General features: G+C 60.3%; 24 protein-coding genes. 11 read left to right on the top strand and 13 right to left on the bottom strand.

Going from position 1 to position 24,468, the window contains the following annotated elements; genetic code table 11:
• Position 1 precedes the first annotated feature (1 nt).
• Together EOI86_RS16245 and EOI86_RS16250 are read right to left on the bottom strand one after the other, a co-directional pair.
• The gene (locus EOI86_RS16245; protein WP_127766196.1) at positions 2-1,018 is read right to left on the bottom strand and encodes a dienelactone hydrolase family protein; all 1,017 of its coding nucleotides are present in this window, start codon (positions 1,016-1,018) and stop codon (positions 2-4) included.
• Between the two features lie 73 nt (positions 1,019-1,091).
• Positions 1,092-2,168, bottom strand: coding sequence for a PLP-dependent cysteine synthase family protein (locus tag EOI86_RS16250; protein ID WP_127766197.1), 1,077 nt, complete (start codon positions 2,166-2,168; stop codon positions 1,092-1,094).
• Between the two features lie 353 nt (positions 2,169-2,521).
• On the opposite strand from EOI86_RS16250, the gene EOI86_RS16255 reads away from it, so the two are divergent.
• Positions 2,522-3,967, top strand: a complete 1,446-nt coding sequence (locus EOI86_RS16255; RefSeq protein WP_127766198.1) for a TrkH family potassium uptake protein — start codon at positions 2,522-2,524, stop codon at positions 3,965-3,967.
• A gap of 109 nt (positions 3,968-4,076) precedes the next feature.
• Entirely contained in the window at positions 4,077-4,628 is a 552-nt protein-coding gene (locus tag EOI86_RS16260) for a MarR family winged helix-turn-helix transcriptional regulator (RefSeq protein ID WP_205032222.1), read from the top strand.
• 39 nt (positions 4,629-4,667) lie between these two features.
• On the opposite strand, the gene EOI86_RS16265 is transcribed toward EOI86_RS16260, so the two are convergent.
• Positions 4,668-5,945, bottom strand: coding sequence for a Rieske 2Fe-2S domain-containing protein (locus tag EOI86_RS16265; RefSeq protein WP_127766199.1), 1,278 nt, complete (start codon positions 5,943-5,945; stop codon positions 4,668-4,670).
• Between the two features lie 114 nt (positions 5,946-6,059).
• On the opposite strand from EOI86_RS16265, the gene EOI86_RS16270 reads away from it, so the two are divergent.
• The 7 genes from EOI86_RS16270 to EOI86_RS16300 all read left to right on the top strand — a co-directional run bounded on the left by EOI86_RS16270 (position 6,060) and on the right by EOI86_RS16300 (position 13,947).
• Positions 6,060-6,995, top strand: a complete 936-nt coding sequence (locus tag EOI86_RS16270; RefSeq protein ID WP_127766200.1) for a PDR/VanB family oxidoreductase — start codon at positions 6,060-6,062, stop codon at positions 6,993-6,995.
• The gene (locus tag EOI86_RS16275; protein ID WP_240035691.1) at positions 6,985-8,166 is read left to right on the top strand and encodes a Gfo/Idh/MocA family protein; all 1,182 of its coding nucleotides are present in this window, start codon (positions 6,985-6,987) and stop codon (positions 8,164-8,166) included. Before EOI86_RS16270 ends, EOI86_RS16275 begins: the two co-directional genes overlap by 11 nt.
• Before the next feature lie 46 nt (positions 8,167-8,212).
• Positions 8,213-9,205 (top strand): ABC transporter substrate-binding protein, encoded by a 993-nt coding sequence (locus EOI86_RS16280; protein ID WP_127766202.1) that lies wholly within the window; start codon positions 8,213-8,215, stop codon positions 9,203-9,205.
• Between the two features lie 175 nt (positions 9,206-9,380).
• Complete coding sequence (locus EOI86_RS16285; RefSeq protein WP_127766203.1) at positions 9,381-10,376, top strand: TAXI family TRAP transporter solute-binding subunit; 996 nt, start codon at positions 9,381-9,383, stop codon at positions 10,374-10,376.
• Positions 10,377-10,459: 83 nt separating this feature from the next.
• A complete protein-coding gene (locus EOI86_RS16290; RefSeq protein ID WP_161973860.1) occupies positions 10,460-12,304 on the top strand; it encodes a TRAP transporter permease in 1,845 nt (614 codons plus the stop codon).
• Positions 12,301-13,002: a class II aldolase/adducin family protein gene (locus EOI86_RS16295; protein ID WP_205032223.1), complete on the top strand. Its 702-nt coding sequence runs from the start codon at positions 12,301-12,303 to the stop codon at positions 13,000-13,002. The genes EOI86_RS16290 and EOI86_RS16295 overlap by 4 nt, the downstream gene beginning before the upstream one ends.
• A 45-nt stretch (positions 13,003-13,047) precedes the next feature.
• A complete protein-coding gene (locus EOI86_RS16300) occupies positions 13,048-13,947 on the top strand; it encodes an isocitrate lyase/PEP mutase family protein (RefSeq protein WP_240035692.1) in 900 nt (299 codons plus the stop codon).
• Positions 13,948-13,951: 4 nt separating this feature from the next.
• Here EOI86_RS16300 and EOI86_RS16305 read toward each other — a convergent pair whose 3' ends face one another.
• On the bottom strand, positions 13,952-14,914 hold the full coding sequence (locus tag EOI86_RS16305) for a 2-hydroxyacid dehydrogenase (RefSeq protein WP_127766205.1): 963 nt from the start codon (positions 14,912-14,914) through the stop codon (positions 13,952-13,954).
• Positions 14,915-14,985: 71 nt separating this feature from the next.
• Between EOI86_RS16305 and EOI86_RS16310 the strand changes: the two genes are divergently transcribed.
• Positions 14,986-16,206 carry a serine hydrolase domain-containing protein gene (locus tag EOI86_RS16310; RefSeq protein ID WP_127766206.1) on the top strand — a complete coding sequence of 407 codons (1,221 nt, stop codon included), beginning with the start codon at positions 14,986-14,988 and terminating at the stop codon, positions 16,204-16,206.
• A gap of 15 nt (positions 16,207-16,221) precedes the next feature.
• On the opposite strand, the gene EOI86_RS16315 is transcribed toward EOI86_RS16310, so the two are convergent.
• From EOI86_RS16315 to EOI86_RS16350, 8 genes are all read right to left on the bottom strand, one after another.
• Positions 16,222-17,304, bottom strand: coding sequence for a hypothetical protein (locus EOI86_RS16315; RefSeq protein WP_127766207.1), 1,083 nt, complete (start codon positions 17,302-17,304; stop codon positions 16,222-16,224).
• A gap of 6 nt (positions 17,305-17,310) precedes the next feature.
• Positions 17,311-17,898, bottom strand: a complete 588-nt coding sequence (locus EOI86_RS16320; RefSeq protein ID WP_127766208.1) for an XRE family transcriptional regulator — start codon at positions 17,896-17,898, stop codon at positions 17,311-17,313.
• 3 nt (positions 17,899-17,901) lie between these two features.
• Positions 17,902-18,912, bottom strand: coding sequence for an isopenicillin N synthase family dioxygenase (locus EOI86_RS16325; RefSeq protein WP_127766209.1), 1,011 nt, complete (start codon positions 18,910-18,912; stop codon positions 17,902-17,904).
• Positions 18,909-19,499: a carboxymuconolactone decarboxylase family protein gene (locus tag EOI86_RS16330; protein ID WP_127766210.1), complete on the bottom strand. Its 591-nt coding sequence runs from the start codon at positions 19,497-19,499 to the stop codon at positions 18,909-18,911. Before EOI86_RS16330 ends, EOI86_RS16325 begins: the two co-directional genes overlap by 4 nt.
• 58 nt (positions 19,500-19,557) lie before the next feature.
• Positions 19,558-20,343 carry an amino acid ABC transporter ATP-binding protein gene (locus EOI86_RS16335; protein WP_161973861.1) on the bottom strand — a complete coding sequence of 262 codons (786 nt, stop codon included), beginning with the start codon at positions 20,341-20,343 and terminating at the stop codon, positions 19,558-19,560.
• Between the two features lie 2 nt (positions 20,344-20,345).
• Positions 20,346-21,236, bottom strand: a complete 891-nt coding sequence (locus EOI86_RS16340) for an amino acid ABC transporter permease (RefSeq protein ID WP_127766211.1) — start codon at positions 21,234-21,236, stop codon at positions 20,346-20,348.
• A gap of 4 nt (positions 21,237-21,240) precedes the next feature.
• Positions 21,241-22,098: an amino acid ABC transporter permease gene (locus EOI86_RS16345; RefSeq protein ID WP_205032224.1), complete on the bottom strand. Its 858-nt coding sequence runs from the start codon at positions 22,096-22,098 to the stop codon at positions 21,241-21,243.
• Positions 22,099-22,186: 88 nt separating this feature from the next.
• Positions 22,187-23,002 (bottom strand): transporter substrate-binding domain-containing protein, encoded by an 816-nt coding sequence (locus EOI86_RS16350; RefSeq protein WP_127766212.1) that lies wholly within the window; start codon positions 23,000-23,002, stop codon positions 22,187-22,189.
• A 297-nt stretch (positions 23,003-23,299) separates the two neighbouring features.
• Between EOI86_RS16350 and EOI86_RS16355 the strand changes: the two genes are divergently transcribed.
• Positions 23,300-23,695 (top strand): Rid family hydrolase, encoded by a 396-nt coding sequence (locus tag EOI86_RS16355; RefSeq protein ID WP_161973862.1) that lies wholly within the window; start codon positions 23,300-23,302, stop codon positions 23,693-23,695.
• A gap of 33 nt (positions 23,696-23,728) precedes the next feature.
• Here the strand turns inward: EOI86_RS16355 and EOI86_RS16360 are convergent, their stop codons facing one another.
• Entirely contained in the window at positions 23,729-24,385 is a 657-nt protein-coding gene (locus EOI86_RS16360) for a Crp/Fnr family transcriptional regulator (protein ID WP_127766214.1), read from the bottom strand.
• Positions 24,386-24,468 lie beyond the last annotated feature (83 nt).

The following is a 24,468-nucleotide window of genomic DNA, read 5'->3' on the forward strand; positions in this document are numbered from 1 at the left end:
GTCAAGGCAGGTAACGGCGAATCGCGTCCAACAGAATGCGGTTCGCCGCTGCGTCCACGTCCCCATTATGCGCGATCGAGTATCCTTCAGCGGTACAATCGGCCATGACGTTCATGAACAGGCGGTCAGTCGACGCCGCTTGGGCCGTCACCGTTTCCCGCACCGTGCCATTCGCGTTGACGACATAGTTGCAGGGCGAGCCGTGCGGCGCCGTCGGGAAGAACGTCCCGGGCGAGAGGGAATTCCAGGCATGGACCGCGCCTTCCATCCAGTGGATTTCAACGGGGCTTCCCCCAGCCTCCAAGGTTTCCATATAGGTTTCGCAAGCCTGTCGATGGGTGCTTTTGTCTTCCGTGCCCCATAGGGTGACGATTTCCGCGCCGGTCGTTCGCGTATCCGCCGTGGTGGCGAAACAAGGTGGGTAGAAACCTATATGCAGTGAAAACCCACCGCCGTTCTGCGTTAGAGGATCGGCGATGACGGCATGGGCGGCCAGCAGGGCGGAAACGCCCCCCATGGAATACCCCAAGACGCCGATCCGGTCCGCGTCGATTTTCGGGTGCTGCTTCAACATGGCCAAAGCGGCGAAAGCATCGGCGATCTGATCCGGCAAGTTGGCCCGCTTCAAGCGCGCGATATAGCCGGTATCGAGGGTCAGGTTGCGGGCTTTAAACGTGTCGACCACCAGGGCCGCGATGCCGTTTTTGGTGAGGAGTGCCGCATGTCGTTTTCCCCGGCCGCCCCATTCCCCGCCGCTGCCATGCAGGATGACCATGGCCGGAAACGGACCCACACCGGGCGATTCCACACCGGCCGGCAGGTATAGATCGCTGACAATTTCAAGGTTGGCGGCCTTCGGTCCGCTGATCAGGTCGTGGAATCCGGCCACCTCTCGCGTGGCATAGGCCGCGTGTTCCACATGGACTTGCGCATGGGACGGGGCGCCTGCGCATAGGCAAAAAGCCAGCAAGGCGAAATGCAAAAACCGGTAGGGAAAGCGGAATGACGTAAGACGCACGGTTGAAGCGGTCCTTTTGGGGCTACAAGCGGCGGCCCTCCGCTAGGAACGGAAGGCCGCCGAGACGTTCGGGTCAACCCATCTGGTAGCCGGGCGTCGACTCGGAAAGCGCCAACTCCTCGTCGGTCATCACCTCTTCTATTCCCTCGAACAGCGGGGAAGACAGATACCGCTCGCTGGTATCGGGCAACATGCACAGAATCACCGATCCGGGTTCCGCCTTTTCCGCGACCTTCATGGCGACGGCGAAGCTGGACCCGCCGGACACGCCGGTCATGATCCCTTCCTGGGCCGCAAGCTTCCGGGCCCATTCGATGCCCTCAGGCCCGGCGATTGGGATCAACTCGTCGTAATAGCCTTTGTCGATCGCTTCCTGCAGAACATAGGGGATGAAATCAGGCGTCCAACCCTGAATGGGATGCGGTTCGAAGGCCGGGTGGCTGTGTGCGGGCGACTGGTCGTCGTTTCGGCCCTGTGGATCGCCGCTGCCGATCAATTGCGCGTTTGCCGGTTCGGACAGGATGATCTTCGTATCCGGCCGTTCCTTGCGCAAAACACGCCCGACGCCCGTGACGGTTCCGCCGGTGCCATAACCGCTGACCCAATAGTCCAACCGTTTGCCGTCGAAATCCGACAGGATTTCCCGTGCCGTCGTATTCTCGTGGATCTTGGCGTTCGCCTCGGTCTCGAACTGACTGGCCAGGAACCATCCATTGGCCGCAGCGAGTTCCTTCGCCTTGTTGTACATGCCGAAGCCTTTTTCCGCTTTCGGCGTCAGAACCACTTTCGCGCCCAGGAAGCGCATCAGACGACGGCGCTCAACGGAAAAGCTCTCCGCCATGGTGATGACCAGGGGATATCCCTTCGCGGCGCAGACCATGGCAAGGCCGATCCCGGTATTGCCGCTGGTCGCTTCCACGACGGTCATGCCCGGCTTCAAGGCGCCGCCGCGTTCCGCTTCCTCGATAATGCTGACCGCCAGCCTGTCCTTGACCGATGCTGCCGGATTGAAGAACTCAGCCTTCACATAAAGCGACACGTGGTCCGGGGCCAACCGATTGACCCGGATGGCGGGCGTGTCGCCGACCGTATCCAGTACGCTTTCATAGGTTTGGCCGCGGCCTGATGTGGTGCGTGCGGATTGGTTCATCTCTCACCTCCTTATGATCGTTCTTGTCCCTTCGGCGATATCCCCAATTGGGACGCCGTTCCAGGATGGGTATTCGTAGCCATGAGATAGGCAGTCTTATCGCCGAGCCCAATGGCAGGCGCTTTACCTAACATACTACCGTTGGAAATTCTTTTCGAAGTTGTCGCCTTCTGTTTTTCCGGGCGTTCAATTTTTCACGCGGTTTGGTGCTATCTTGCCCTGTTTTACGCAAACTGCCTGTTTTCGCCCGCTTGCGATCGGGCGAGCGGGGGCGTATGGACGGATTTGGGATGGTCCACGCGCCGGCATTCGGGCGGTGACGGGGCAAGTTGAGGGATGGTTCAAGCGGTCAGATGATCGATTTTCGTCCGGTAATCCATATCATGGGTTGGATTTCAGCCATGATCGGCGGGCTATTGGCCTTGCCGACGGTGCTCGACCTCAGTGTCGGCAACCCCGATTGGAGACCTTTTCTCGCCAGTTCGCTGCTGAGTTTTTTCATTGGCGTCCTGCTTGTACTGTCGACCCGGCAGCGCAAACCCTTGTCGTTGGACCTACGCCAGGCCTTCCTGGTGACGATTTTCGGGTGGTTCACCGTTTCCATTCTGGGTGCGCTACCGATGCTTGGCGTGCAAATCGGATTCGTCGATGCGGTCTTCGAATCCGTTTCCGGCATCACCACGACCGGGTCCACCATCCTGACGGGGCTCGACGCTCTGCCGCCGGGCTTGCTGTTGTGGCGGGCGCTGCTGCAATGGATCGGTGGGATCGGCATCATCGCCATGGCGACCCTGATTCTGCCAATGTTGCGGGTTGGCGGCATGCAATTGTTCAAAATCGAAAGTTCGGACACTTCGTCGGAAAAGGTCACGAACGCGATCACCACCATGTGGATGCTGATGCTGCTCTATTTGGGCCTGACGGTTCTGTGCGGCGTCTTGTACTACGCGCTCGGCATGAACGGGTTCGATGCGGCGACCCATGCGATGGCGACCCTGTCCACCGGCGGGTTTTCCACCCACGACGCGTCCTTCGGGTATTTCGACGACTTGGCGTTGGAATGGGTCGCGACCGTGTTCATGTTCCTCGGGTCCTTGCCGTTCCTGTTGTATATCCGCGCCATACAGGGCAAGCCCCGGACGTTGTTCCACGATTCCCAGGTCAGGGTGTTCTTTCTGACGCTGACCTTGATCATTCTGGCCGTCAGCGTCTGGCAGGCGGAAACACGGGCAATTTCCATCCAGGAAGCTTTCGCGGATACGGCGTTCAATATCACCTCGGTCGTGACGACCACGGGGTTCGCGACCGAGGACTACACGCAATGGGGTTTCGGCGCCTCCGGCCTGTTTCTGGTTCTGATGTTCATGGGCGGGTGCACGGGGTCGACTTCGGGATCGATCAAGATTTACCGCTACCAAATCCTGCACATCATCGTGCGGGCTCATGTGAAACGCCTGATCAGCCCGCATCGGGTGGTTCCTCTTTCATATAACGGCAAAAGCGTTTCGGAAGAGGTCTCCTTTTCCGTCCTCGCCTTCTTCGCGGTTTTCATAGCCACCATCGCGGTCGTCACGATCGGGTTGAGTTTCATGGGGCTGGATATCGTCACCGCCTATTCGGCGGCGGTCACGGCGATAACCAATGTCGGGCCCGGGCTTGGTAACGTCATCGGACCGGCTGGGAATTTCGCCTCGCTGACGGACCCGGCGAAGGTTCTGCTGACGATCACGATGTTGGCCGGACGGTTGGAAGTCTTGGCCCTTTTGGTCGCTTTCGACCGGGATTTCTGGCGCTACTGATCGCCGTTGCGGTCAAGCGACCCGACCGTTTGATTGTCCCGACTCTTGTCAGTAACCGTCAAACTGGGCATCTAGGGTTCTTTCCGGCGTAAAGAAGGCGGAGTATCCGGTGGCGCAAAACAAGGCGAATGAGGCAAAGGGGGAAGACCATTCCCAAATTGTCGAACGGCCCGCGGAGCATCTTGAAGATGATCGCATGGCCCACCTCATCCGTTATGTGGCGCGGGGGCTGACACGGTCGCTTCAAATGCGACTTGCGGAGCATGACCTGCAATTCGGATTGTGGGTCTATCTGCGTATCCTCTGGGACAATGACGGTCTGACCCAACGGGAATTGAGCGACCGCGCCGGGCTTATGCAGTCGACGACCCATACCGCGTTGGCGAAGCTTGAGGCAAAAGGATATGTGACGCGCGAGCATCCCGACGGCGACCGGAAGAAGCGCATCGTTCAGCTGACCCCTACCGGTCGGGCGATCCGTAATGTCCTGGAGCCCTTGGCCGAGGAAGTGAACGAAACCGCGATGACGGGCATCTCGGCGGAGCAAACAGAATTGCTGCGCGGCGCGCTTCTGAAAATGGCGGTCAATCTGGACAAGGACGAGGAGCAAGCGCTCCTCGCCGGCCAAAAGGTCCCGCCGACCCGATTGCCGAACATCTAGCAGGCGCTTTTCACGCCCGCTTTGGGGTGGTGGGGGCGGCTATTCCGCCGCCACAGACCCGGCCACCTTCGTCCGCCAATCCACGGTTTTGGGTAAGACTTCCTGATAGGAATGAATCGACACGCGGGGCGGCACGTCTTCGCCGATGCCCAGCGCCTTGCCCGTCGCTTCCATGTCTTGCGCCGCATCCACCATCAGGCGCCGGAATTCCACAATCGCCAAATCCGATGCGCCCAGAATATCCCGGCTGCGATCGACGATCGGGCCCATGCCGACCCACATGGCGATATCCTGGTTCGGAATCCCCTTGATGCCGGTCATGTTGCCGTCTTTCATCAAAGCGCGGTCCTGCAGGAAGTTGTTTTCCAAGCAGCGCACCGGACTCCAGTCCGGGTTCAAGTCGACGCCGGGTTCCGCCGCGCAGAAACGCCGCCAGTCATCGGTTTTGATGCAGGTTTCCGGGTTGCCCCAGGCGATGAAGTAGAAATAGCTGTGGGTATCGTCCATCGGCACAATGACGGAGGCCACATTGTAAAGATTGTTGGGCGGGATCAGCGAGACGAAGGGCGCGATGTATTCCGTGACGCGGATATAGTCGTGGCTCGCGGCGTTTTTGATCGGCCGGCGGATGGCTGCGTAGTGGAAGCCATACGGGGTGCGTTCAATCTGCAAGCGCGGCGACTTGTCCGTGGAGGGGCGGTACCAGCTTTGGTCATCCGCTTCCGCCGCCGAAACCTTGGCCGGCTTCATGTCGGAAAAGTGCAGGGAGGAAGAATGCGCGGAGTCGATCTGCCCTTCCTGGATCTGCGCCCAATTGCAGGGGATGGCGATCTTCAGGATGCTGACCTGGTCGTCTTCGCTCTGCGCGAAGGGCGGCGGGTCGAATTCCGGCATGTCTTTTTCGTCACCCAGATAGGTCCAGACGAAGCCACCGCTTTCCCGCACCGGATAGCTGCGGTGTTTGACCTTTTCCTTCAGGGTGCTTTCCGGGGGTTCGGACGCCATCTCCGTCACCGTACCGGTCACATCGATTTTCCACCCATGATACAGGCAGCGCAGCCCGCAATCTTCGTTCCGGCCCAGCGCCAACAGGGCATGGCGGTGGGGACAATAGCCGTCCAATACGCCCAGGCGCCCTTCCGTATCGCGGAAGGCGACAAGCTCCTCGCCCAGGATGCGAAGCCGCACGGGGGTTCCGTCGGGCTCGGCCACTTCTTCGGACATGCAGACAGGAATCCAATGACGGCGCATCAGCCGGCCCATGGGCGCCTCGCCTTCGACCCGGCACAGCAGCTCGTTTTCCTCCTGTGTTAGCATCTTTGCCTCCATTTTATTATTAGATATCTAACAAAAACTTCTAGCGTGTTTTGGGAATGCCGTCTAGTCTCATCGTCCGGACGTTAAGAAGCCTCAAGAACAATAGGGTGGCGAATGTTGGATCTGACGATCCGCGGGAAACGCATTCTCGCGGAGGGCATTTATGAATTCGAGCTGGTTTCCGCCGATGGAAGCGACCTGCCGGCGTTTACGGCGGGCGGTCATTTGCCGATCGAAACGCCGTCCGGCGCAATGCGGCAATACTCCCTGTCGAACGACCCGTCGGAACGCGACCGTTATGTCATCGGGGTGAAACTGGAGCCCGAGGGTCGTGGCGGATCGCGGTCGATGATTGAGGAGACGGCGGAAGGCGACAGGTTAAAATCCCTGGAGCCCGCCAATGATTTCCCGTTGGAAGAGGCGCCGTCCTATATTCTGGTCGCGGGCGGCATCGGCATCACGCCGATCCTGGCCATGGCCCGTGCGCTGACCGCACAGGGCAAACCGTTCCAATTGATCTATTGCACCCGGTCGCCGGAACTCACCGCCTATCGCGATGAGCTGACATCCGGCGATATCGCGGGAGAGATCACGATACATCACGACGATGGCGACCCGGACAAGGTCTATGATTTCTGGGACCTGTTCGAGACACCCACCAAGGCGCATATCTATTGCTGCGGGCCCAAGCCGCTGTTGGAGGAGGTTCTGGGCGTCACAGGCCATTGGCCCGCCAATGCCGTCCATTTCGAAGACTTCAAACCGGTCGAGATGTTCCGCGCCGCCGATGTCGCTTTCGATGTCACCTTGTCGAAAACTGGGACCACCGTTTCCGTGCCGGTCGGGTCGACCATTCTGGATGCCCTCCGCGGCGCCGGGGTCAAAACGCCCAGTTCCTGTGAAAGCGGCACCTGCGGTACCTGCAAGACCAAATATCTGTCCGGCAATGTCGACCATCGCGACCTAGTCTTGATGCCGGAAGAGAAGGCGGACAAGATCATGATCTGTGTGTCGCGGGCGGATGAAGAGGGGCTTGTCCTTGACCTCTGATTCCCCCATCCGTGTCGGCGTCGCTGGGCTGGGGCGGGCCTTCGTCCTGACCTTGCCGAGTTTCAAAGCGGACCCGCGCGTGACGCTGGTGGCCTGTGCCGCGCCGCGTCAGGATTCGCGCGACACGTTCGTCCAGGAATTCGGCGGCACGGCCTATGCAACGGTGGAGGAACTCTGTGCCGACCCGGCGGTGGAAGCGATCTACATCGCCACCCCGCACCAGATGCATCGTGCGCATGCGGAAGCCGCCTTGCGTGCCGGAAAACATGTGCTGGTCGACAAGCCGCTTTGCGTTTCCATGGCCGACGCGCTGGCCATTGCCGAAACAGCGGAAAAGACGGGTCGGCATGTTATCGTCGGCCCCAGCCACAGTTTTGACCTGCCGGTGCTGAAAACCCTGGAGCTGATTGAAAGCGGTGCCTATGGCCGTGTCAGGATGATCCATGCCTTGAACTTCACCGATTTCCTGTACCGGCCGCGCCGGCCTGAGGAATTGGTCACCGACGAGGGGGGCGGCGTCGTCTTCAGCCAGGGGGTGCACCAGGTCGATATCGTCCGGCTTCTGGGCGGTGGCATGGCCGCAAGCTTGCGGGCCTCGACAGGTCAATGGGACGCGGACCGGCCCACAGAATGTGCCTATGCGGCGCACATGACCTTTGAAGGTGGCGCCTTCGCCAGTCTGACCTATTCCGGCTTCGCCCATTTTGACAGCAACGAGTATTGCGGATGGTCTGGCGAGCTTGGTCATACGGTCGACCCGCGGAATTACGGCGCGGCCCGCCGCGCGTTGATGGGCATGGACGATCCATCGGCGGAAGTGCGGTTGAAAGCGGAACGGACTTTCGGTTCCTCTAGCGCATTGCCTTGGCCCAGCGAGAACGAGCATTTCGGTCCGGTGATCGTCAGTTGTGACCACGCCGATCTGCGGCTGACACCTTTGGGCATCTGGGTATACGGCCATACCAACAAGGAATTCATTAAGGTACCGGTGGGCCCTGTTCCCCGCCGGGGCGTCTTCGACGCCTTGTGGGCGGCGGTCCGCGAAAACATGGCCGCCGTTCAGGATGCCCGCTGGGGCGCGGCGAGCCTTGAGGTCTGCCACGGCATTCTGACATCGGCGCGCGAAGGGCGCGAAATCACCTTCGAGCATCAAGTGCCGGTTCGGCGCTGATCAACCGGAACAATTTGCAAAAAGAACGATTGGTTAGGGAGAAGACATGTCGAAGTTACGCCTTTCAATCGCCATGGGCGATTACGACCGGACACGCGCGATCTATGACGGGCGCGTTCAGATCGACGGCATCGACCCGGCCTGCATGCTTCAAGTGCCGGAGGAGATGTTCTTCCGCGCCTTTCGCCACCACGCCTACGATGTTTCGGAAATTTCGTTTTCCTCCTACGTCGTTAGTCTGACCAGGCCGGATCCGCATTATGTGGCCATACCCGTCTTCCTGAGCCGCGCTTTCCGGCACACCTCGATCTACGTCAACAAGGATGCCGGCATTTCCAAGCCGGAAGACCTGAAGGGACGCAAGATCGGCATCGCCGAATATCAATTGACGGCGAATGTCTGGGCCCGTGCCATCCTGCAGGACGATTACGGTGTCGCACCGTCGGATGTGGACTGGATTCGCGGCGGCATGGACACGCCCGGCCGGCCGGAAAAGTTGAAAATAGATTTGCCCCCGGATGTGCGCGTCACCCCCGCGCCGGAGGGCGCGACCCTGAACGCCATGCTGGCGGAAGGGGGTATCGACGCGTTCATCGGTCCGCGCGCGCCGCGCTCTTTCCAGGAAGGCGACACGCGTGTCGGCCGTCTGTTCGACGATACGGTCACCGTGGCGGAAGACTACTATCGGCGCACCAAACGCTTTCCGATCATGCACTTGCTTGGCGTGCGCCGTAGCCTGACGGCAGAACATCCCTGGATTCCGGGCGCCTTGCTGAAGGCCTTCGCGGAAGCGAAACGCATTTCGCAGGACGCGCTAGACGATACCTCGGCCACGAAAGTGACCATGCCGTTTGTTGAGGACACGCTGCACCGGGCGCGCAGCTTGATCGGCCCTGATTTCTGGTCTTATGGCGTCGGCGCCAACCGGGACATCCTGGATTACTTCCTGGAACAGCATCACCGGCAGGGATTGTCGACACGGCGCGTGGCTGTGGATGAGCTGTTCCATCCATCCACGCAGGAATCGTTCAGCCTCTGATTTATAGGGGCGTAGACAAAGGGAGCGATCAACCGGCGCCGATCCGTCAAATGCTCATTTGACAGTGTTTCGGGAAGGGCTGTACTCTCTTTGTTAGACATCTAAGAATAATTGTCGGGCATACCGGCTTAAAAGGCGAAACGGCACATCAAGTGCTTCGTATAGGGAGGAAAAAATGACCAATAAACTCAAGAGTATCTTTGTGGCTGCATCCGTTCTGGCGGGCGTGGCGATGCCGCTGCAGTCTGCCCATGCGGAATACAATCTGACCCTGTGTGGTGCCAGCCCGGGCGGTTTGTGGTCGCTGCTGGGCGCAGGCGTGGATGCCGCTGTGAAAGCATCTTTTCCCGGATCGACGGTGACATATCAGACATCCGGTGGCGGTTTCGCGAATGTCATGCAGATCGATCAGAAAAAGTGCGACCTTGCCATCATTCATGATGCGGAAGTGAAAGCCGCCCGTGCCGGGCAGGCGCCGTTCTCCGCGCCGATCGACAGCATGCGTTCCGTCGCCGTCATGTATACCTGGGCGCCGATGCAGTTGCTGTTCAACAAGGAATTCGCGGACGAGCACGGCATAAATACGATGGAAGACATCGCGGCCAAGAAGGTGCCGGTAAACATTCTGCTCAACAAAAAAGGCAATGTGGCCAGCGACGTCGGGGCCTCGATGCTGACCGCCGCGGGTGCCTCTCCGGAAATGATCGATGACTGGGGCGGCAGCGTCACATATGCCGCATCGAAGGAACAAGGCGAATTGATGCGGGACCGTCGCGCCGACGTCATCCTCAACTCGCTTTTCGTCAATCACGGCTCCATCCGTGAACTGGCCAACGCCATTGACCTGAAACTGGTGCCGGTGACAAAAGCGACGGCGGACACGGTTGCCGATGAATGGACCATTGGCACGTTCACGATCCCAGGCGGTTCCTATCCCTGGGCGCCGGACGATACGATGACCGTCACGCTCTCCGCCCAGCTCTTCGTGAACGCGGACGCCGATCCCGCCATGGTCAAGGACGTGACAACGGCGCTTATCGACCATGCCGACAAGGTCAGCGGTGTGCACAAGGCCATGAAGGCGCTGGATGCGGAATTGATGGCGACGGCATCTGCCGCGCCGTACCATCCCGCCGCCGAAGAGGTCTATAAGGCCAAGGGCCTCCGCTAAGCACGGCAGGTATAGGGTTTCAGGGGCCGGTGCGCCGCGCCGGCCCCGGCCTTTTTATCACTTCTTATTGCAGGAATTTTGAATTGTCGCTCGTATCGATTGCCTTCGATACCGGGTTGCGGCGTAAGCTGACCGGTAAACTCGGAACAGGTGTGAAGGTTTTTGCCGCCGCGACTGCGGCCTGGACGGTCTATGCGGCCGGTTTCTCCCGGACCGATGTGTTGTCGCTGACCATCACTTTCCTGTCCTTGATGCTGGTTCTGACCTTTTTGCTGATCACCCCGACGGTGAAATCGAACCCGGCGAAATTGCCCTGGTTCGAATGGATCGGGGCGGGGCTGGCGCTTGCCGCCGGTGGGTATTTTTTGACCCAGACCGAAAACATCGCTGTGCGCATCACCTTGCTGACACCGCTGTCGACCTATGACGTCGCCGCCGCCACGGCCATCATCCTTCTGTCGATTGAGGCTATGCGCCGAACTGTCGGGCTGGGCCTGACGGCCATCGTTCTGCTGTTCATCGCCTATAATTTGTTCGGCGATCTACTCGGCGGCCCGATGGGACATGGGGAGATCTCCTACACCCATTTCCTGGACATCATGGTTTTCACGACCGACGGGTTGTTCGGCGTGCCGCTGCGCGTGGCCGCGACTTATGCCTTTCTGTTCGTGATGTTCGGCACCGTCTTGGCGAAGACCGGCGGGTCGGATTTCTTCTTCGACATCGCGGCCAGCCTGACCGGTGGGACCAAGGGCGGTCCGGCAAAAATCGCGGTCATTTCTTCCGGCATGTATGGGACAATTTCCGGCAGCCCAACCTCCGACGTGGTAACGACCGGGTCGGTGACGATCCCGATGATGAAGCGGTTGGGCTACAGTTCGACCTTCGCGGGCGCGGTGGAAGTCGCGGCCTCCACCGGGGGAAGCCTGGTGCCGCCGGTGATGGGGGCGGCCGCCTTCATCATGGCGGAATATACCAACATTGATTACCTCGACATCGCGCTGGCCGCCATTCTGCCCGCGATGCTCTACTACATCCCGATCTATCTACAGGTTCATCTGCGGGCCAGTAAGATCGGGCTGGAAGGGCTCGACCCCTCGCTGATACCGCCGGTGTTGGCGACATTGAAACGCGGCGGAATGTTTCTTGTACCGCTTGTGGTTATCACCTGGGCATTGGTCAATGGATATACGCCGACCTACGCGGCGATCTACGGCACAATGGCGGTCGTCGTCGTTTCCATGTTGCGGAAGGACACAAGACTGACGCCTTCCCGGGTCTTCGACATCTTGGCCGATACCTGTGTGAAGACCGTTGCCGTTACCGGGGCATGCGCCGCGGCGGGACTGGTTATCGGCGGGATTACCATGACGGGGCTCGCTTCCAAATTCGGTGTCCTCGTTTTCTTGATTTCGGGCGACAGTGTTCTGGTTTCGCTGATGGTCGCGGCCGGACTGACCCTGCTGCTGGGGCTCGGCATGCCGACGCCCAGCGCCTATATCCTGGCGGCGGTCCTGATCGCGCCGGTGATGCAGGACTTGGGCGTCGACCTGATGGCCGGGCATCTTTTCCTGCTCTATTTCGCCGTGATGTCGGCGCTTACCCCGCCGGTCGCGGTGGCGGCTTATGCGGCGAGCGCGCTTGCCGATGCGCCACCCTTGAAAATTGCGGCCCTTGCGGTTCGCATCGCCATTGGCGCCTTCCTTGTGCCTTTCGCCTTCGTACACGATCCGGCCCTTATCCTGCAGGGTACACCTTTTGAGATCGCCTCCGCCTTCATTCTCGTGGCGACGGGCCTTTCAATGGTGGTGGCGGCACAGGAAGGATATTTGAAAGGGCCGCTTACCGTGCCGATCCGGCTGATGCTGTTTATCGCTGGGCTGTGCACCATTTTCTTAAGGCCTTACCTGTTTGGAGGTTTATCATGACCACGGTTGAAGAAATCCGCCGGGACGTTGTCCTGGGCAATCATATTTTGGCCGGGGAAGGCGTGTTGGACGTCTTCGGCCATGTCAGTGCCCGGCATCCGGACCGGCCCGACCGGTTTTTCCTGTCGCGTTCCACCAGCCCGGCGCAGGTCTCCGACGAAACACTCTTGGAGTTCGACCTGGACGGAAAGGTCGTCGCGGGCGAGGGGCATCCCTATCTGGAACGCTTCATTCATTCCGAGATCTATAAGGCGCGGCCGGATGTCGGTTCGGTCGTGCATCACCACGCACCGTCCATCATGCCGTTTGCCGCGACGGGGACACCGCTGCGGCCGATCTATCACCTGGGCGCGGTGATCGGACCCGAAGTCCCGTTCTGGGACAGCCAGGACGAATTCGGCGATACGTCCATGCTGGTCTTCAACCCGGAAATGGGTGCGTCCCTGGCGCGGACCTTGGGCAAGGGCAATACCGCGCTATTGAAACGGCATGGCGCGATCTGTGTGGGGGAAACGGTGCCGCGATCGGTCTTTATTTCCGCATGCATGCGCGACAATGGCGAATTGCAGGCCAACGCAATGGCCATGGGCGACCCTGATTTCCTGAGCGCCGGCGAAGTCGAGAAATCGAACAAGGTAAACGGTTGGGGCCGTCCATTGGAGCGCGCTTGGGAGCATTATTGCCGCGTCTACGGCTAGGGACTAGCATTCCCGGCAAACGATAATGCCGGAGGAACGCATCCCATGACCGAAAAACCAGCCCTGCCCTTGATGTCCGCTGCCGCCCGGTTACGCGCGCGCCTGGCCGAAGGGGGCATTATCGCTGCCCCCGGCGCGCCGGATGCGCTGACCGCGCGACTGGTTGAGAAGGCGGGCTTCGGCGCGGTCTACATGACTGGGCTCGGGGCGACCGCGGTGCGGGTCGGGCAGCCGGACCTGAGCATCCTGACCCAGACGGAAATGGCCGACCATGCCCGCGCCATGGTGCGGGCCGTCGGAATTCCGGTGATCGCGGATGCGGATACGGGCTATGGCGGTCCGCTGAACATGCGCCGAACGGTCCGCGAATATGTCCAGGCGGGCGTGGGCGCGATGCATATCGAAGATCAGATCAGCCCGAAGCGTTGCGGCCAGCTTTCCGGCGTGCGTCTGATCGACCGGCAGGAAGGCGTGCTTCGCCTGAAGGCGGCGGCGGAGGCGCGGGCCGAGGCCGGGGCGGATGTAGTAATCATCGGTCGGACGGATGCGCTTCAACCTGAAGGGCTGGATTCAGCGCTCGACCGGGCCAAGGCCTATGGCGATGCCGGTGTCGACCTGCTGTTCGTGGATGGGGTGAAAACACGGGCGGAGGTCGAGGGGATCTCCGCCGGTCTGTCAGCGCCGAAGATTGTTTCAATCGTCGACGGCACAGACGCCGCCAATCTGACATTGACTGAGTTGGAGCAGATGGGATTCAGCATGGTGCTTTATGCGGTGACCACGCTGTTCTCTGCGGCGGCGGCCGTGCGGTCCGCATTGGACCATTTGAAAGCGCAGGGAACGCCTCAGGGCATAGCCCCGCAGATCACTTATGCGGAGTTCTGTGATATTGTCGGCCTCGCCGATTTCCAGGATTTCGCCCATCGTCACGAAATCGACGGCTAAGCGTTCAAGCCACGACGTTGACAGGTTTGCCGGCGAAATGGCCTTCGACCGCGGTTACCGCCAACGTATAAATCCCGAGCAAAGCGTCCGGCGTGTTGTAACCTGTATGCGGTGTCAGGGTGACATTCGGGAGGGACCGGATCGGATGGTCGTCCGGCAGCGGTTCGGTGTGGAAAACGTCGAGTGCCGCGGAAATCCGGCCCGATGTCAGTTCGGCCATCAACGCATCCTCAACGACCACACCGCCGCGCGCGGTGTTCACCAAAAGGGCGCCGTCCCGCATGCGGCGCAGATGATCCGCCGTCACCATGCCCTCGGTCTCAGGCGTCAAGGCGAGGTGAAGGGACACGACATCGCTTTCCGCGAAGACCTTGTTTAAATCGGTATAGGTTAAATCCAGGGCCGCGGCGCGCTCCGGGGACGGATTGGCGGTCCAGGCCGATACCTCCATCCCGAACGCCTTTGCCAAGGACGCCACGCGCGCGCCGATCCCGCCGGTGCCGACGATGCCCAGTTTCTTTCCGTGCAGGTCGAAACCGGATCGCGACTGGTCCCATAACCCTTCCTTCAGCTCCCGGTCGGAGGTTGCAATGTGGCGGGCGGCAGCAAGCATCAGGGCGATCGTGTGTTCCGCCACAGTGATATCGGCATAGCCCGGCGTATTGCAGACGGCGATCCCCAGACTGCGCGCAAGATCCAGATCGACATTGTCCCCCACCCCGATGCCTGTGAAGGCGACCACTTTCAAGTTCTTCGCGGCGCGCAGCACATCGGCTGACAGGCGCCAACCCAGGATGACGGCTTCCGCATCGCCGATACGGTCTATGAACTCCGCATCGCTGTCCGGTTCGCTTTCATGGATGATCAGCCGGCCGATCTTTTCCATCCGTTCGCGCAAAGGACCTTGGAAAATCGCTTCCGTGCCAGGACTGGCATCCGGAAACACTATGGTGACATCATTTTTCATGGCCACAGCTTGGCCGCGTCGCGCTCAACCCGCAAGATGCGCGGCACAATAGATCCAGTGGAGGAATTCAGATGACCGGCATCGACAGGAAAACCCAGGCCAGCCTTGGTTTCTCATCCGACAGGTTGGCGCATATCGATGCCTGGATGGAAGAACATGTGGAAAGCGGTCGATTGGCCGGGCTGGCGGTTCAGATCGCCCGCAAGGGCGAGATCGCTTATTCCCACCGGCACGGCTTGCGCGACATTGCCGGCGGGCTTCCGGTTGAGGATGACACGATCTGGCGGATCTATTCCATGACCAAGCCGCTGACCACCGTCGCGGCGCTGATGCTGTATGAAGAAGGGGCGTTCCAGTTGGATCAACCGGTCGCGGATTTCATCCCCGCCGTCGGGTCCAAGGGGGTCTGGAAAGGTCCGGGCCATGCCCTGGACGAGGTGGAAGCCCTGGAACGGCCCGTGACGGTTCACGACCTGATGACACATCAGTCCGGTTTTCTGTATGGCGGGGCGATGGGCGATGCCCTGGAACAGGCGCTGGCGGCGAACGGGTTCCGTTTCGACAAGGGGGAAACGGTGGCCGATTCGCTCGCGCGGCTTTGCGACCTGCCGCTCGCCTTCCAACCGGGGGCTCGGTGGTCTTACGGCTATTCGACGGATGTCCTCGGTCATTTGATCGAGGTGATCTCAGGCAAGACGCTGGGCCAGTTCTTCCAAGACCGCATCTTGGATCCACTCGGCATGACGGAAACCGGATTCGGTCTGCCGGCCGACCTTCACCCGCGCGTCGCAAAACTGTATGCGCCGACCCCGGAGGGCGGGACGTTGGAACTGCCGAAGCAGGATGGCCCGCGAACCCCGGAACAAGCGAGTTTGGAAAGCGGGGGCGGCGGATTGCTGTCGACCATGGCGGATTACCAACGTTTTGCCTCCACACTGCTGGCGCGGGGCAACTATGATGGCGGCAGGCTGCTGGGACGGAAAACCTTCGACAGCATGGTTTCCAACCATATGGGCGGGGATTTGGCGAGCCGCGGGCAGGCGCATTTCTCGGAAACCACATTCGAAGGGATCGGTTTCGGCCTGGGCGTGTCCGTCATGCTGGATCCGGCGAAGGCCAAGATCATCGGCAGTCCCGGTGAGTATGCCTGGGGCGGGATGGCCTCGACGGCCTTCTGGGTCGATCCGGTAGAGGAGATGACGGTGATCCTGATGACCCAATTGGCGCCGTCCAGCGCCTATACGCTGCGGCGTCAGTTGCGGGTATTGAGCTATCAGGCGCTCGTGGATTAGGGGGTAGGAAGCGGTTTAAAGGCCGATTTCCTGCGTGGGGTTGTCGTAGACCGGCGCCAGTTCGGGCCATTCCGTCAGACAATCCCGCAACGGCGCGAAGTCCCAGGGAAGAAGGGCGCCAGCCTGCCAAAGGGGCTTGCCGTCCACCGCCACGATGGGATCCAGCACCATCCAGGCGATTTCGCCCGGCGGGTCTTCCCCGCAGGTGTGTAAATGCAGGAAGCGCGGATTGTTGAAGATATTGTTCGACCAACGGTCGGCATCCTCCGTGATCTTGTGTCGGCATGCATTTGCCGGATGCAGGCCGGCATGCCAGGAATGAACCGTGGTCGGGTTGACGCCCAAGGATTTTTCCACCGATGCGTAATGGGCTTGGACATTCGCGACGTCGTCGGGTGACCCGTCGAACCCTTCGATGCGGCCATGGCGAACCTCTGCCGTGACGGCGTCGTTCAGAAACAGGCAGGGCGGGTCGTAGACGCGTGAGCCCGTCGGCGTCAGCGGCAGGGTCAGCACCACGCGGCCCGAAAACCCGCGCGCCGGGATGGGTTGATGCACGCCCAAGGGAAACCGGCGCATGCCGACATCCTTGTCCGACCGGCGTTCTTCCGGTGACAGGCGCCCGCGCATATCGGTGCCCTGTGGGCAGGTGAAGTGGATTTCCTCCGCGTCCAAAAGGATACGATTGACGGCTTCCTTTGCGGCGATCATGGCCTGGTGCGTCACCGTCCCGAACGGGGAGGCTAGGCTGGCGACGTCGCGGGCATAGCTCATCACCCGGACTTTGCCCTGCGGTGGTTCCTCAAACCGGCCCTGGTCGCCGATCCGCGCCAGGAAAAGGGTGATGTCGTTTCGGTCTGCCGCCTCAGCGATACCAGGTACTGGGTCGTTTTGGGGGCCGCCCACATCCAGGGTTTCCACGATGATGCCGGCATCTTCCGCGAAATCGGCGATTGCGCCCGCGAGTTTCGCATCATACCAGCCTAGCGCCGGGTCCTCGCGCACGATCAGCAGGCGCTGTCCCGTCCGTGCGTCGGCGCAGTTGAACAAAAGGTTCCTGATTCCCTTTTCCAATTCACTCATGTCCAAATCACTCATGGCGGGTCAGCCCTTTTCCGCCTGGACATTCAGAAACACGAACTCATCGGTGATCAGCCGGCCGAAACCGTGGCGCAGTTCGGCATCGACACACAAACTGTCGCCGGGGCCCAGCACAATCTCTCGCGGGCCGTAGAGATAGATGGCCTCGCCCCGCAATACATGGATGAAGACGACACCATGGCCCACATAGATCGGCGGCCTTGCATCCTGCCGATACAGGGTGATCAGGTTTGCCTGAAACCGGATATCCCGCCGCATCCGTGTTGCCAGGTCCAGATATTCATGCACGTGATCGTCGCTGATGCGGGTGGACGGCAGGCCTTCGCCCGCCTTCACATGGGTATAGTTTGCATGTCCCATCGCCGTGTCGCGGAACAGGCTGACCAGCGGCACGTCCAATGCGATGGCAATTGCTTCCAAGGTCGCGATGGAGGGGGAGACGCTACCGGATTCTATCCGGCTGATCATCGCGGCGGAAAGGTCCGACAGCTCGGCGAGTTGGCGGGCGGACATGCCGCGTCCCTCACGCAACTCACGCAGCGTCGCGCCGATGGCCGGCCCAACAGTTCCCTTTCCTGAAGTACCGGGCATGCATCAATCCCCCGTCTTGCCGTCGCCCCGATCCGATTTCTGATCCGATTCCCGGTTGCGATAATCGAAAGCCTTCGCGAATCGCCATGACAGATAATCGCCACAGGTTATCGGCTCCGCGCTCGGTTCATGGTCGGGGCCGAAGACTGCCCGTTGGTCGATCATGGTCTGCGGGTCCGGGTCGAAAGCCAATACCAGCGACAATCTTTCCCGATTCGACCGATTCACGACCCGATGCGGCGTCGATTTGCACAGATTGTTCGTCCAGCGGGCCAAAAGGTCGCCAACATTGACGACCAGTGTGCCTTCTATGGGAGGGGCCTCGATCCACGCGCCTGAGACGTCCTGGACCTGCAATCCGCCGACATCGTCCTGGCACAAGACGGTCAGAACACCGAAATCGGTATGTGGGCCGACGCCGAACTGGTCTTCGCCCAACGACGCATCCTGTTGCGGATACCAGACGAAGGAGGCTCGGCTGAGAGGTACATCGCAGGATTTCAGAAAGAATTCCTCCGACAAGCCCAAGCCCTTGGCAAAGCCGCGCATCAGGTCGCGCGCAACCGTGTGCGCTTCCTCGAAATAGCGCATGGCCAGGCCATGCAATTCCGGCACGGAGTCGGGCCAGCGGTTCGGTCCGCGCAGCTCATGATCCAAGGGCGTTTCGCCGGCTTGATCCTCGAATCCCCAGATGAAGCTCTCTTTCAGGTCTGGCTTCGCCCCGTCCTGCATTTTCGCGCCGCCCTGGCTCAACCACCCACGATGGCTTTTCGAAACGCGCACGGCTTCCTTCGCTGTTTCGTCTTGGCGGAAAAAGCGAAAGGCGGCCGCGCGCGCCGCGTCGATCAAATCGTCGGGAATGCCGTGCCCGCGGACATAGATGAAACCGGGGTTCTGGCTGGCCGCGATAAGGGCCTTGGCGACGGCTGCACTGTCTGTTCCATCGCGCAGCCCGGAAATGTCGACGACCGGTATACGGTTGATTGGGACGATGTCCGCCGATGCATAATTCATGATGCGTCACCGTCCTTGGAATAATAGCCGACGATATCGCCCTGCAAGGTCACGCCCAATCCGTTCAGGCAGCGGTTGACGTAATTGAAGTAGCCGATGATCTGGTTGGCCTCCAGGATTTCACCATCGTCGACGCCGGCCGATTTCATGGCGTCGACGTCGGCTTCCTCAATCCGCCCCGGCTGCAGGGTCAGCTTTTCCGCATAGCGCAGCATGGCCAATTGCCCGCCGGAGAATTCATCTTCCGGCCGCCGTTCCTTCAAGGCCTTTTCCACCCGCGCGGCCTTGTCCGGGTCGTCCATCAGGTGGGCGGCGTTGGCCCAGTGGTTCGACAGCGAATAGGCGCAATCGTTCAACATCGATACGTAGGAGGCGATCACCTCCTGAAACCACATGGGGATCGTGTTGGTGTCGTCATGCAGCGCTGCGCGGTACAGATAGACATGCCCCCGCATGGATGAGGGGCGCAAGCTGTGCACCCGCATCACATTGTCGACCGTACCATGCGGTGTGCGGGCAAGGTCCAGGACCTCCCGCAGCGCTTCATTGGCGTCCTCGTCCTTTATCATTCTTATCCAGGCCGACATCGTCTTATTCCTCCAGGCCGGTGCGCATCAGGGGGGCGCCCGGCCGTTCTCGCCGTTATCAGTGATGTAGAATCTTTTCCAGGAAGTCCTTGCAGCGGTCGCTCTTCGGGGTACTGAAGAAGGTTTCGGGGGACGCCATCTCGACAATCTCGCCGTGATCCATGAAGACCATCGTGTCCGCAACCCGCCGGGCGAATCCCATTTCGTGCGTGACGCACAACATGGTCATGCCGCTTTCGGCCAACTCGGTCATGACGTCCAGCACCTCATTGATCATTTCCGGGTCCAGGGCCGATGTCGGTTCATCGAACAGCATGATTTTCGGGCGCATGCAGAGCGACCGGGCAATGGCGACACGTTGCTGCTGGCCGCCGGAAAGCTGGCTTGGATATTTGTCCGCCTGTTCGGGAATCCGGACCTTCTCCAGAAACTCCATCGCCAATGCCCTGGCGTCTGTCTTCGACAGGCCGCGCGCGCGGATCGGGCCAAGGGTGCAGTTTTCCAGAACCGTCAAATGGGGAAACAGATTGAACTGCTGAAACACCATGCCGACTTCGGACCGGATTTCGGAAATGCGTTTGTTGTCATCCGTCAGCTCGATACCGTCGACTTCGATCAGGCCTTGCTCGTGGCTTTCCAATCGGTTGATGCAACGGATAAGCGTCGATTTTCCGGATCCCGATGGCCCGCAGACGACGACCTTTTCCCCGGCGCCGACGGTCAGGTCTATATCCTTCAGAACATGAAAATCATCAAACCACTTGTTCACCGCTTCGATCCGGATGATGGCCGGCCGGCCGGCATCCGCGAAGCGCTGTGCGTTTTCTTGTCCGTGATCTGTCATCGTTACCTCAGATGCCGGCCCATCCGCTTTTCAAGCCGGCCGAAAGCCAGGGCGCAGGCGTAGCAGATGGTGAAATACATTAGTCCGGTAAAAAGCCAGACTTCGAAGAAGCGCTGTTCCGAAATAGCGATTTCCATGGCCAGGAACGACAGTTCCTGGATCGATATCAGCGCGACCAAGGACGAGTCCTTGATCAAGGTGATGAACTGACCCGCGATCGGCGGGACGACGCGTTGGATCGCTTGCGGTAGGACGATGTAGCGCATGATCGCAAGTTTCGATAGGCCGATGCTGGACCCCGCCTCGTATTGACCTTTCGGCACGGCCAGGATGCCGGCCCTTACGATTTCGGCGATATAGGCGGCGGACATCATCGACAGGCTGATCAAACCGGACAGGAAGTTTTCGATCAGATTGGCCGGCCCGAACAGGAATTCCACGACGCCCAAGGTGGCGGGGGATGCTTGGTCCAGCGCGCTGCCGATATTCAGAAGCGGGATGATCTGGCTGCTGATGAAGAAATAGAACAGGAACAGGAAGGGCACCGGCGGAATGTTGCGGATAAACTCCACATAGGCCCATCCGATCAGGCGCGGCAGCAAGCGCTGACTGGTGCGCATGACGCCCAGGATCGTGCCCATGATGGACGCCACGATCAGGGCCCAGATCGAAATCCGGATGGTGGTGATCAACCCTTTGATAAGCAGGTTCGGCACCCAGTGGCCCAGGTCCTCGTCATATCGGAACAGGTAGCCCGGAATGGCGGACCAGTCCCAGGTATAAACAAGAACGGAATCGACGCGGTAGGTGACATAGGCGACCGCGGCGATGGCCGCCGCCAATACGATCACGTCCAAAATGCCGAAGCGCGGTTTTTTCGATCCTCGTACCATGACTCTACCCCCGCGCCCGGATACGGCGTTCCAGAAGAGCGACCAGGCTGGACAGCGAAATCGTCATCACCAGATACATTCCGCCGACCACGAACCAGACCTCGAAACTCAGGAAAGTATCGGCGATCAGGTTCCTGGCTTCGGTCGTAAGCTCGAAGACGGCGACAAAACTGAGGATGGCGGAATGCTTGATCAGGTTGACCAGAATACCGGTCAGGGGCGGCAACATCAGCGGCACGGCCTGCGGCAGGACGACATATCGGTAGGCCTGCAAGCGGTTCAGGCCGACGGTCGCGGATGCTTCCCACTGACCGCGGCTGACGGAATTGATGCCGGCGCGAATGATTTCCGACGCGAAGGACCCCTCGAAGAAGGCGAGGCACAGAATGCCGGTCCAAAGCGGATTGTTGATGCCCAGAATGGGCTGGAGCACGAAATAGAAGATCGAGACTTGAACCAGCAGCGGCGTGTTTCGGATCGTTTCCAGATACACTTTGGCGAGGATCCGCCCGGCGATGGAATCGGAAAGCCGCAATACCGCGGTGACCAGCCCGATGACCAGTGTCAGGACCATGCCCCATGCCGCGATCTCAAGGGTCACCAGCAACCCGTCGATCAACGGGCCCCATATCAGTTCGCCATCGATGACCCGGTAGAAGGCGCGCGGAAGCCGGTACCACTGCCAGCGGTAATCCATCGCGGCCATGCCCCGTCCGGTCAGCCAAACGAGCAGACCACCCAAGGCAACGAACTGGACGATGTCGAACCAGGTCGACTTCCACCATAGCTGCGCCGGTTTAGTGGTTGGCGGTGCTGTTGCGCCGGGCCCGGGATGGCCGGAATTGGTCGCGGAATCGCTCACGCTTCGCTCTCATGCAGGACAGAGGTCGTTCGATATCGCACGGAAAGAACCGGCGCGGCGGCGAATGGCGGCCGCGCCGGAAACAGGCCTACTCGACCTGATCCTTCCAGTCCCGGTTCTGGAACCATTTCGCGTGGGCCGACTTCAGCCAGCCGTCGAGGTTCCGGTACTGGATCCAATTGTTGAAGAAGTTCAGCGCATCCGGGTCGCCCTTGCGGACGGCGAAGGCGGACGCTGACGGATCGAAGGGCCCGACGCCGAACGGATGGTAGAGCACGTCCGGATTGTCGATGACATAATAGGCCGGCTTCGGTTCCGACGTCAGGAAGGCGTGGGCGTTGCCGTTCAGAACGTCTTGCAGCGCCTGGGCATCGTCGTCGAACTGCCGGACCTTGGCCTTCGGGAAAAGCCGCGCCGCCGTTTCACCCGGCGCGGTGCCGCGCTTGATGGTCAGCGTGACATCGCTGCTGTTCCAGTCTTCCATGGTCTCCAGACCGTCTTTCTCAGCCAGCGCCTTGTTCGCGGCCATTCCGACCGTGAGATAGGCATAGGGGTGGGAGAAATTGACCGTCAGGTTACGTTGCGGCTTTTGGACCATCCCGGTGATGATCACGTCGAACTTCTTGGCCAACAGGGCCGGGATAATGCCGTCGAAGGCGGTCGGCACGAATTCCACATCCACGCCCATATCCTCGGCAAGCTGCCGGGCGACGTCGACTTCGAACCCGATCAAATCGCCCTTCTTGTCCCGCATGGCCCAGGGAACGAAGGTCGAAAGACCGACGACCAGTTTGCCGCGCGCTTGAATATCCTCAATGACACTTTGTGCCGAGGCCTGGGCACTGACGCCGATAGCGAGTGCACCCGCCAGCGCAACGCCGATAAGTTTCCGAAAAAGTTTCATAATGCTTAGATCTCCCCTGTTCAGCGACTCCGGTACTACGAAAACCCGCTTCCTCCGGCACCTGGGGAACGGTCGGACTATACGGTCCGAACCGTTTGAATCTCGCCTCCTGGTGCGCCGCGCCGTCATCTCATGGATGCAGCGTCGTTCTTATGCGTGGAATGCTACGGGCAAACTTGCATCTCATGCAATAACTTTATCATGGATAAACATCCAGCCGTTCGGTAGGCTTCGCGCTGTCGGTCGGTCTTCCGGGCGACTATGTGTTTTGTTTGGATAGATGATGGGGGCAGACAGATGGCGCGTCAGAATATTTCAAGCGGCCGTCCTTGGGAGGACAAGGCCGGATATTCCCGGGCGGTCCGGATTGGGCCGATAGTGGAAATTGGCCTCACGTCGCCCAGCGCGCCGGATGGATCAATCCTGCATTCTGGGGATGTCTACAAGCAAACGCGCGAATGTCTGCTGATCATTGAAGACGCGCTGGCGGCGGTCGGCGCCAGCTTCAAGGATGTTATCAAGACGAACATCATGATGTTGGATACGCGGAAATGGGCGGATGCCGGCCGCGCCCATTCGGAGTTCCTGGGGGCGACGCGCCCGGGGCTTTCCTTTGTCGGCGTTAGCGGTTTCTTCGACCCGTTGATCGAAGTCGAGGTCGAGGTCACCGCCTATATCGAGGATGACGCATAGTTTTCCCGATCGGCGGAAGACAGCGCCCCTGACCTAAAGGGTAGCCAACGCGCTGAGCCCGTCCCGGTCGGTGATCGAAATCGACCCGCGGGCCAGGGATACGAAGCCGCGCCGGTGCAGTTCCTTCAACTGACGGCCGACAACCTCACGTGCCGTGCCCAATTCGGTGGCGAGGTCTTGATGCGTCACTGTGAGCGTGCCGTCGGGCGAGGCCAGGGCGAGGAGACGTTGCGCCAACCGCTTGTCCAGGCGTTCGAAGGCCACTTCCTCCACCACATGCATGACATCGGAAATCCGGTGGGAATATTCCCCGAAAACCATACGCCGGAATCCTGCCGACCGGGCGAGGGCATCCTCGAACGCGCCTTTCGGTATGGCGATCGCGTGAACTTCCGACTCGGTCACCCCCTCGGCGCTATACATTTCGTCGGAAAGCAGACAGGCGGTTGTCATGATGCAGCTTTCGCCGCCGGAGACGCGGTAAAGAACGATTTCTCGGCCCGATGCAGAGGTTTGCTGCACACGGACGGTTCCGTCCAAGACCAATAGGAAACTTTCGGCGGCAAAGCCGGGTGCGAAGACAGTCGTTCCAGGGGGCAACGTCACGCGCTGGGCGTTGTCGGTCAGGATGGTCCGGTCGGGTACCGGCAGCGCCGCCAGATCCGGAAACTGGTCGATCCATTCCGTCATAAATCACCCCTCCAAAGGCGCAGCCAAACCGGGAAACCTCACGGCCGCGTGACTAAGTCACATACATACCGGGGCCGCAAGCG

This window comes from Hwanghaeella grinnelliae (assembly GCF_004005845.1).
Lineage (GTDB): Bacteria > Pseudomonadota > Alphaproteobacteria > UBA8366 > Aestuariispiraceae > Hwanghaeella > Hwanghaeella grinnelliae.

Bases quoted from the DNA above. Each gene is read 5' to 3' on its own strand.
- EOI86_RS16320 (WP_127766208.1), bottom strand. From the start codon at position 17,898: ATGCCCGGTACTTCAGGAAAGGGAACTGTTGGGCCGGCCATCGGCGCG.
- EOI86_RS16270 (WP_127766200.1), top strand. From the start codon at position 6,060: ATGTTGGATCTGACGATCCGCGGGAAACGCATTCTCGCGGAGGGCATT.
- EOI86_RS16310 (WP_127766206.1), top strand. From the start codon at position 14,986: ATGACCGGCATCGACAGGAAAACCCAGGCCAGCCTTGGTTTCTCATCC.
- EOI86_RS16315 (WP_127766207.1), bottom strand. From the start codon at position 17,304: ATGAGTGATTTGGACATGAGTGAATTGGAAAAGGGAATCAGGAACCTT.
- EOI86_RS16255 (WP_127766198.1), top strand. From the start codon at position 2,522: ATGATCGATTTTCGTCCGGTAATCCATATCATGGGTTGGATTTCAGCC.
- EOI86_RS16335 (WP_161973861.1), bottom strand. From the start codon at position 20,343: ATGACAGATCACGGACAAGAAAACGCACAGCGCTTCGCGGATGCCGGC.
- EOI86_RS16350 (WP_127766212.1), bottom strand. From the start codon at position 23,002: ATGAAACTTTTTCGGAAACTTATCGGCGTTGCGCTGGCGGGTGCACTC.
- EOI86_RS16360 (WP_127766214.1), bottom strand. From the start codon at position 24,385: ATGACGGAATGGATCGACCAGTTTCCGGATCTGGCGGCGCTGCCGGTA.
- EOI86_RS16280 (WP_127766202.1), top strand. From the start codon at position 8,213: ATGTCGAAGTTACGCCTTTCAATCGCCATGGGCGATTACGACCGGACA.
- EOI86_RS16305 (WP_127766205.1), bottom strand. From the start codon at position 14,914: ATGAAAAATGATGTCACCATAGTGTTTCCGGATGCCAGTCCTGGCACG.
- EOI86_RS16340 (WP_127766211.1), bottom strand. From the start codon at position 21,236: ATGGTACGAGGATCGAAAAAACCGCGCTTCGGCATTTTGGACGTGATC.
- EOI86_RS16355 (WP_161973862.1), top strand. From the start codon at position 23,300: ATGGCGCGTCAGAATATTTCAAGCGGCCGTCCTTGGGAGGACAAGGCC.
- EOI86_RS16325 (WP_127766209.1), bottom strand. From the start codon at position 18,912: ATGAATTATGCATCGGCGGACATCGTCCCAATCAACCGTATACCGGTC.
- EOI86_RS16285 (WP_127766203.1), top strand. From the start codon at position 9,381: ATGACCAATAAACTCAAGAGTATCTTTGTGGCTGCATCCGTTCTGGCG.
- EOI86_RS16330 (WP_127766210.1), bottom strand. From the start codon at position 19,499: ATGTCGGCCTGGATAAGAATGATAAAGGACGAGGACGCCAATGAAGCG.
- EOI86_RS16295 (WP_205032223.1), top strand. From the start codon at position 12,301: ATGACCACGGTTGAAGAAATCCGCCGGGACGTTGTCCTGGGCAATCAT.
- EOI86_RS16300 (WP_240035692.1), top strand. From the start codon at position 13,048: ATGACCGAAAAACCAGCCCTGCCCTTGATGTCCGCTGCCGCCCGGTTA.
- EOI86_RS16265 (WP_127766199.1), bottom strand. From the start codon at position 5,945: ATGCTAACACAGGAGGAAAACGAGCTGCTGTGCCGGGTCGAAGGCGAG.
- EOI86_RS16250 (WP_127766197.1), bottom strand. From the start codon at position 2,168: ATGAACCAATCCGCACGCACCACATCAGGCCGCGGCCAAACCTATGAA.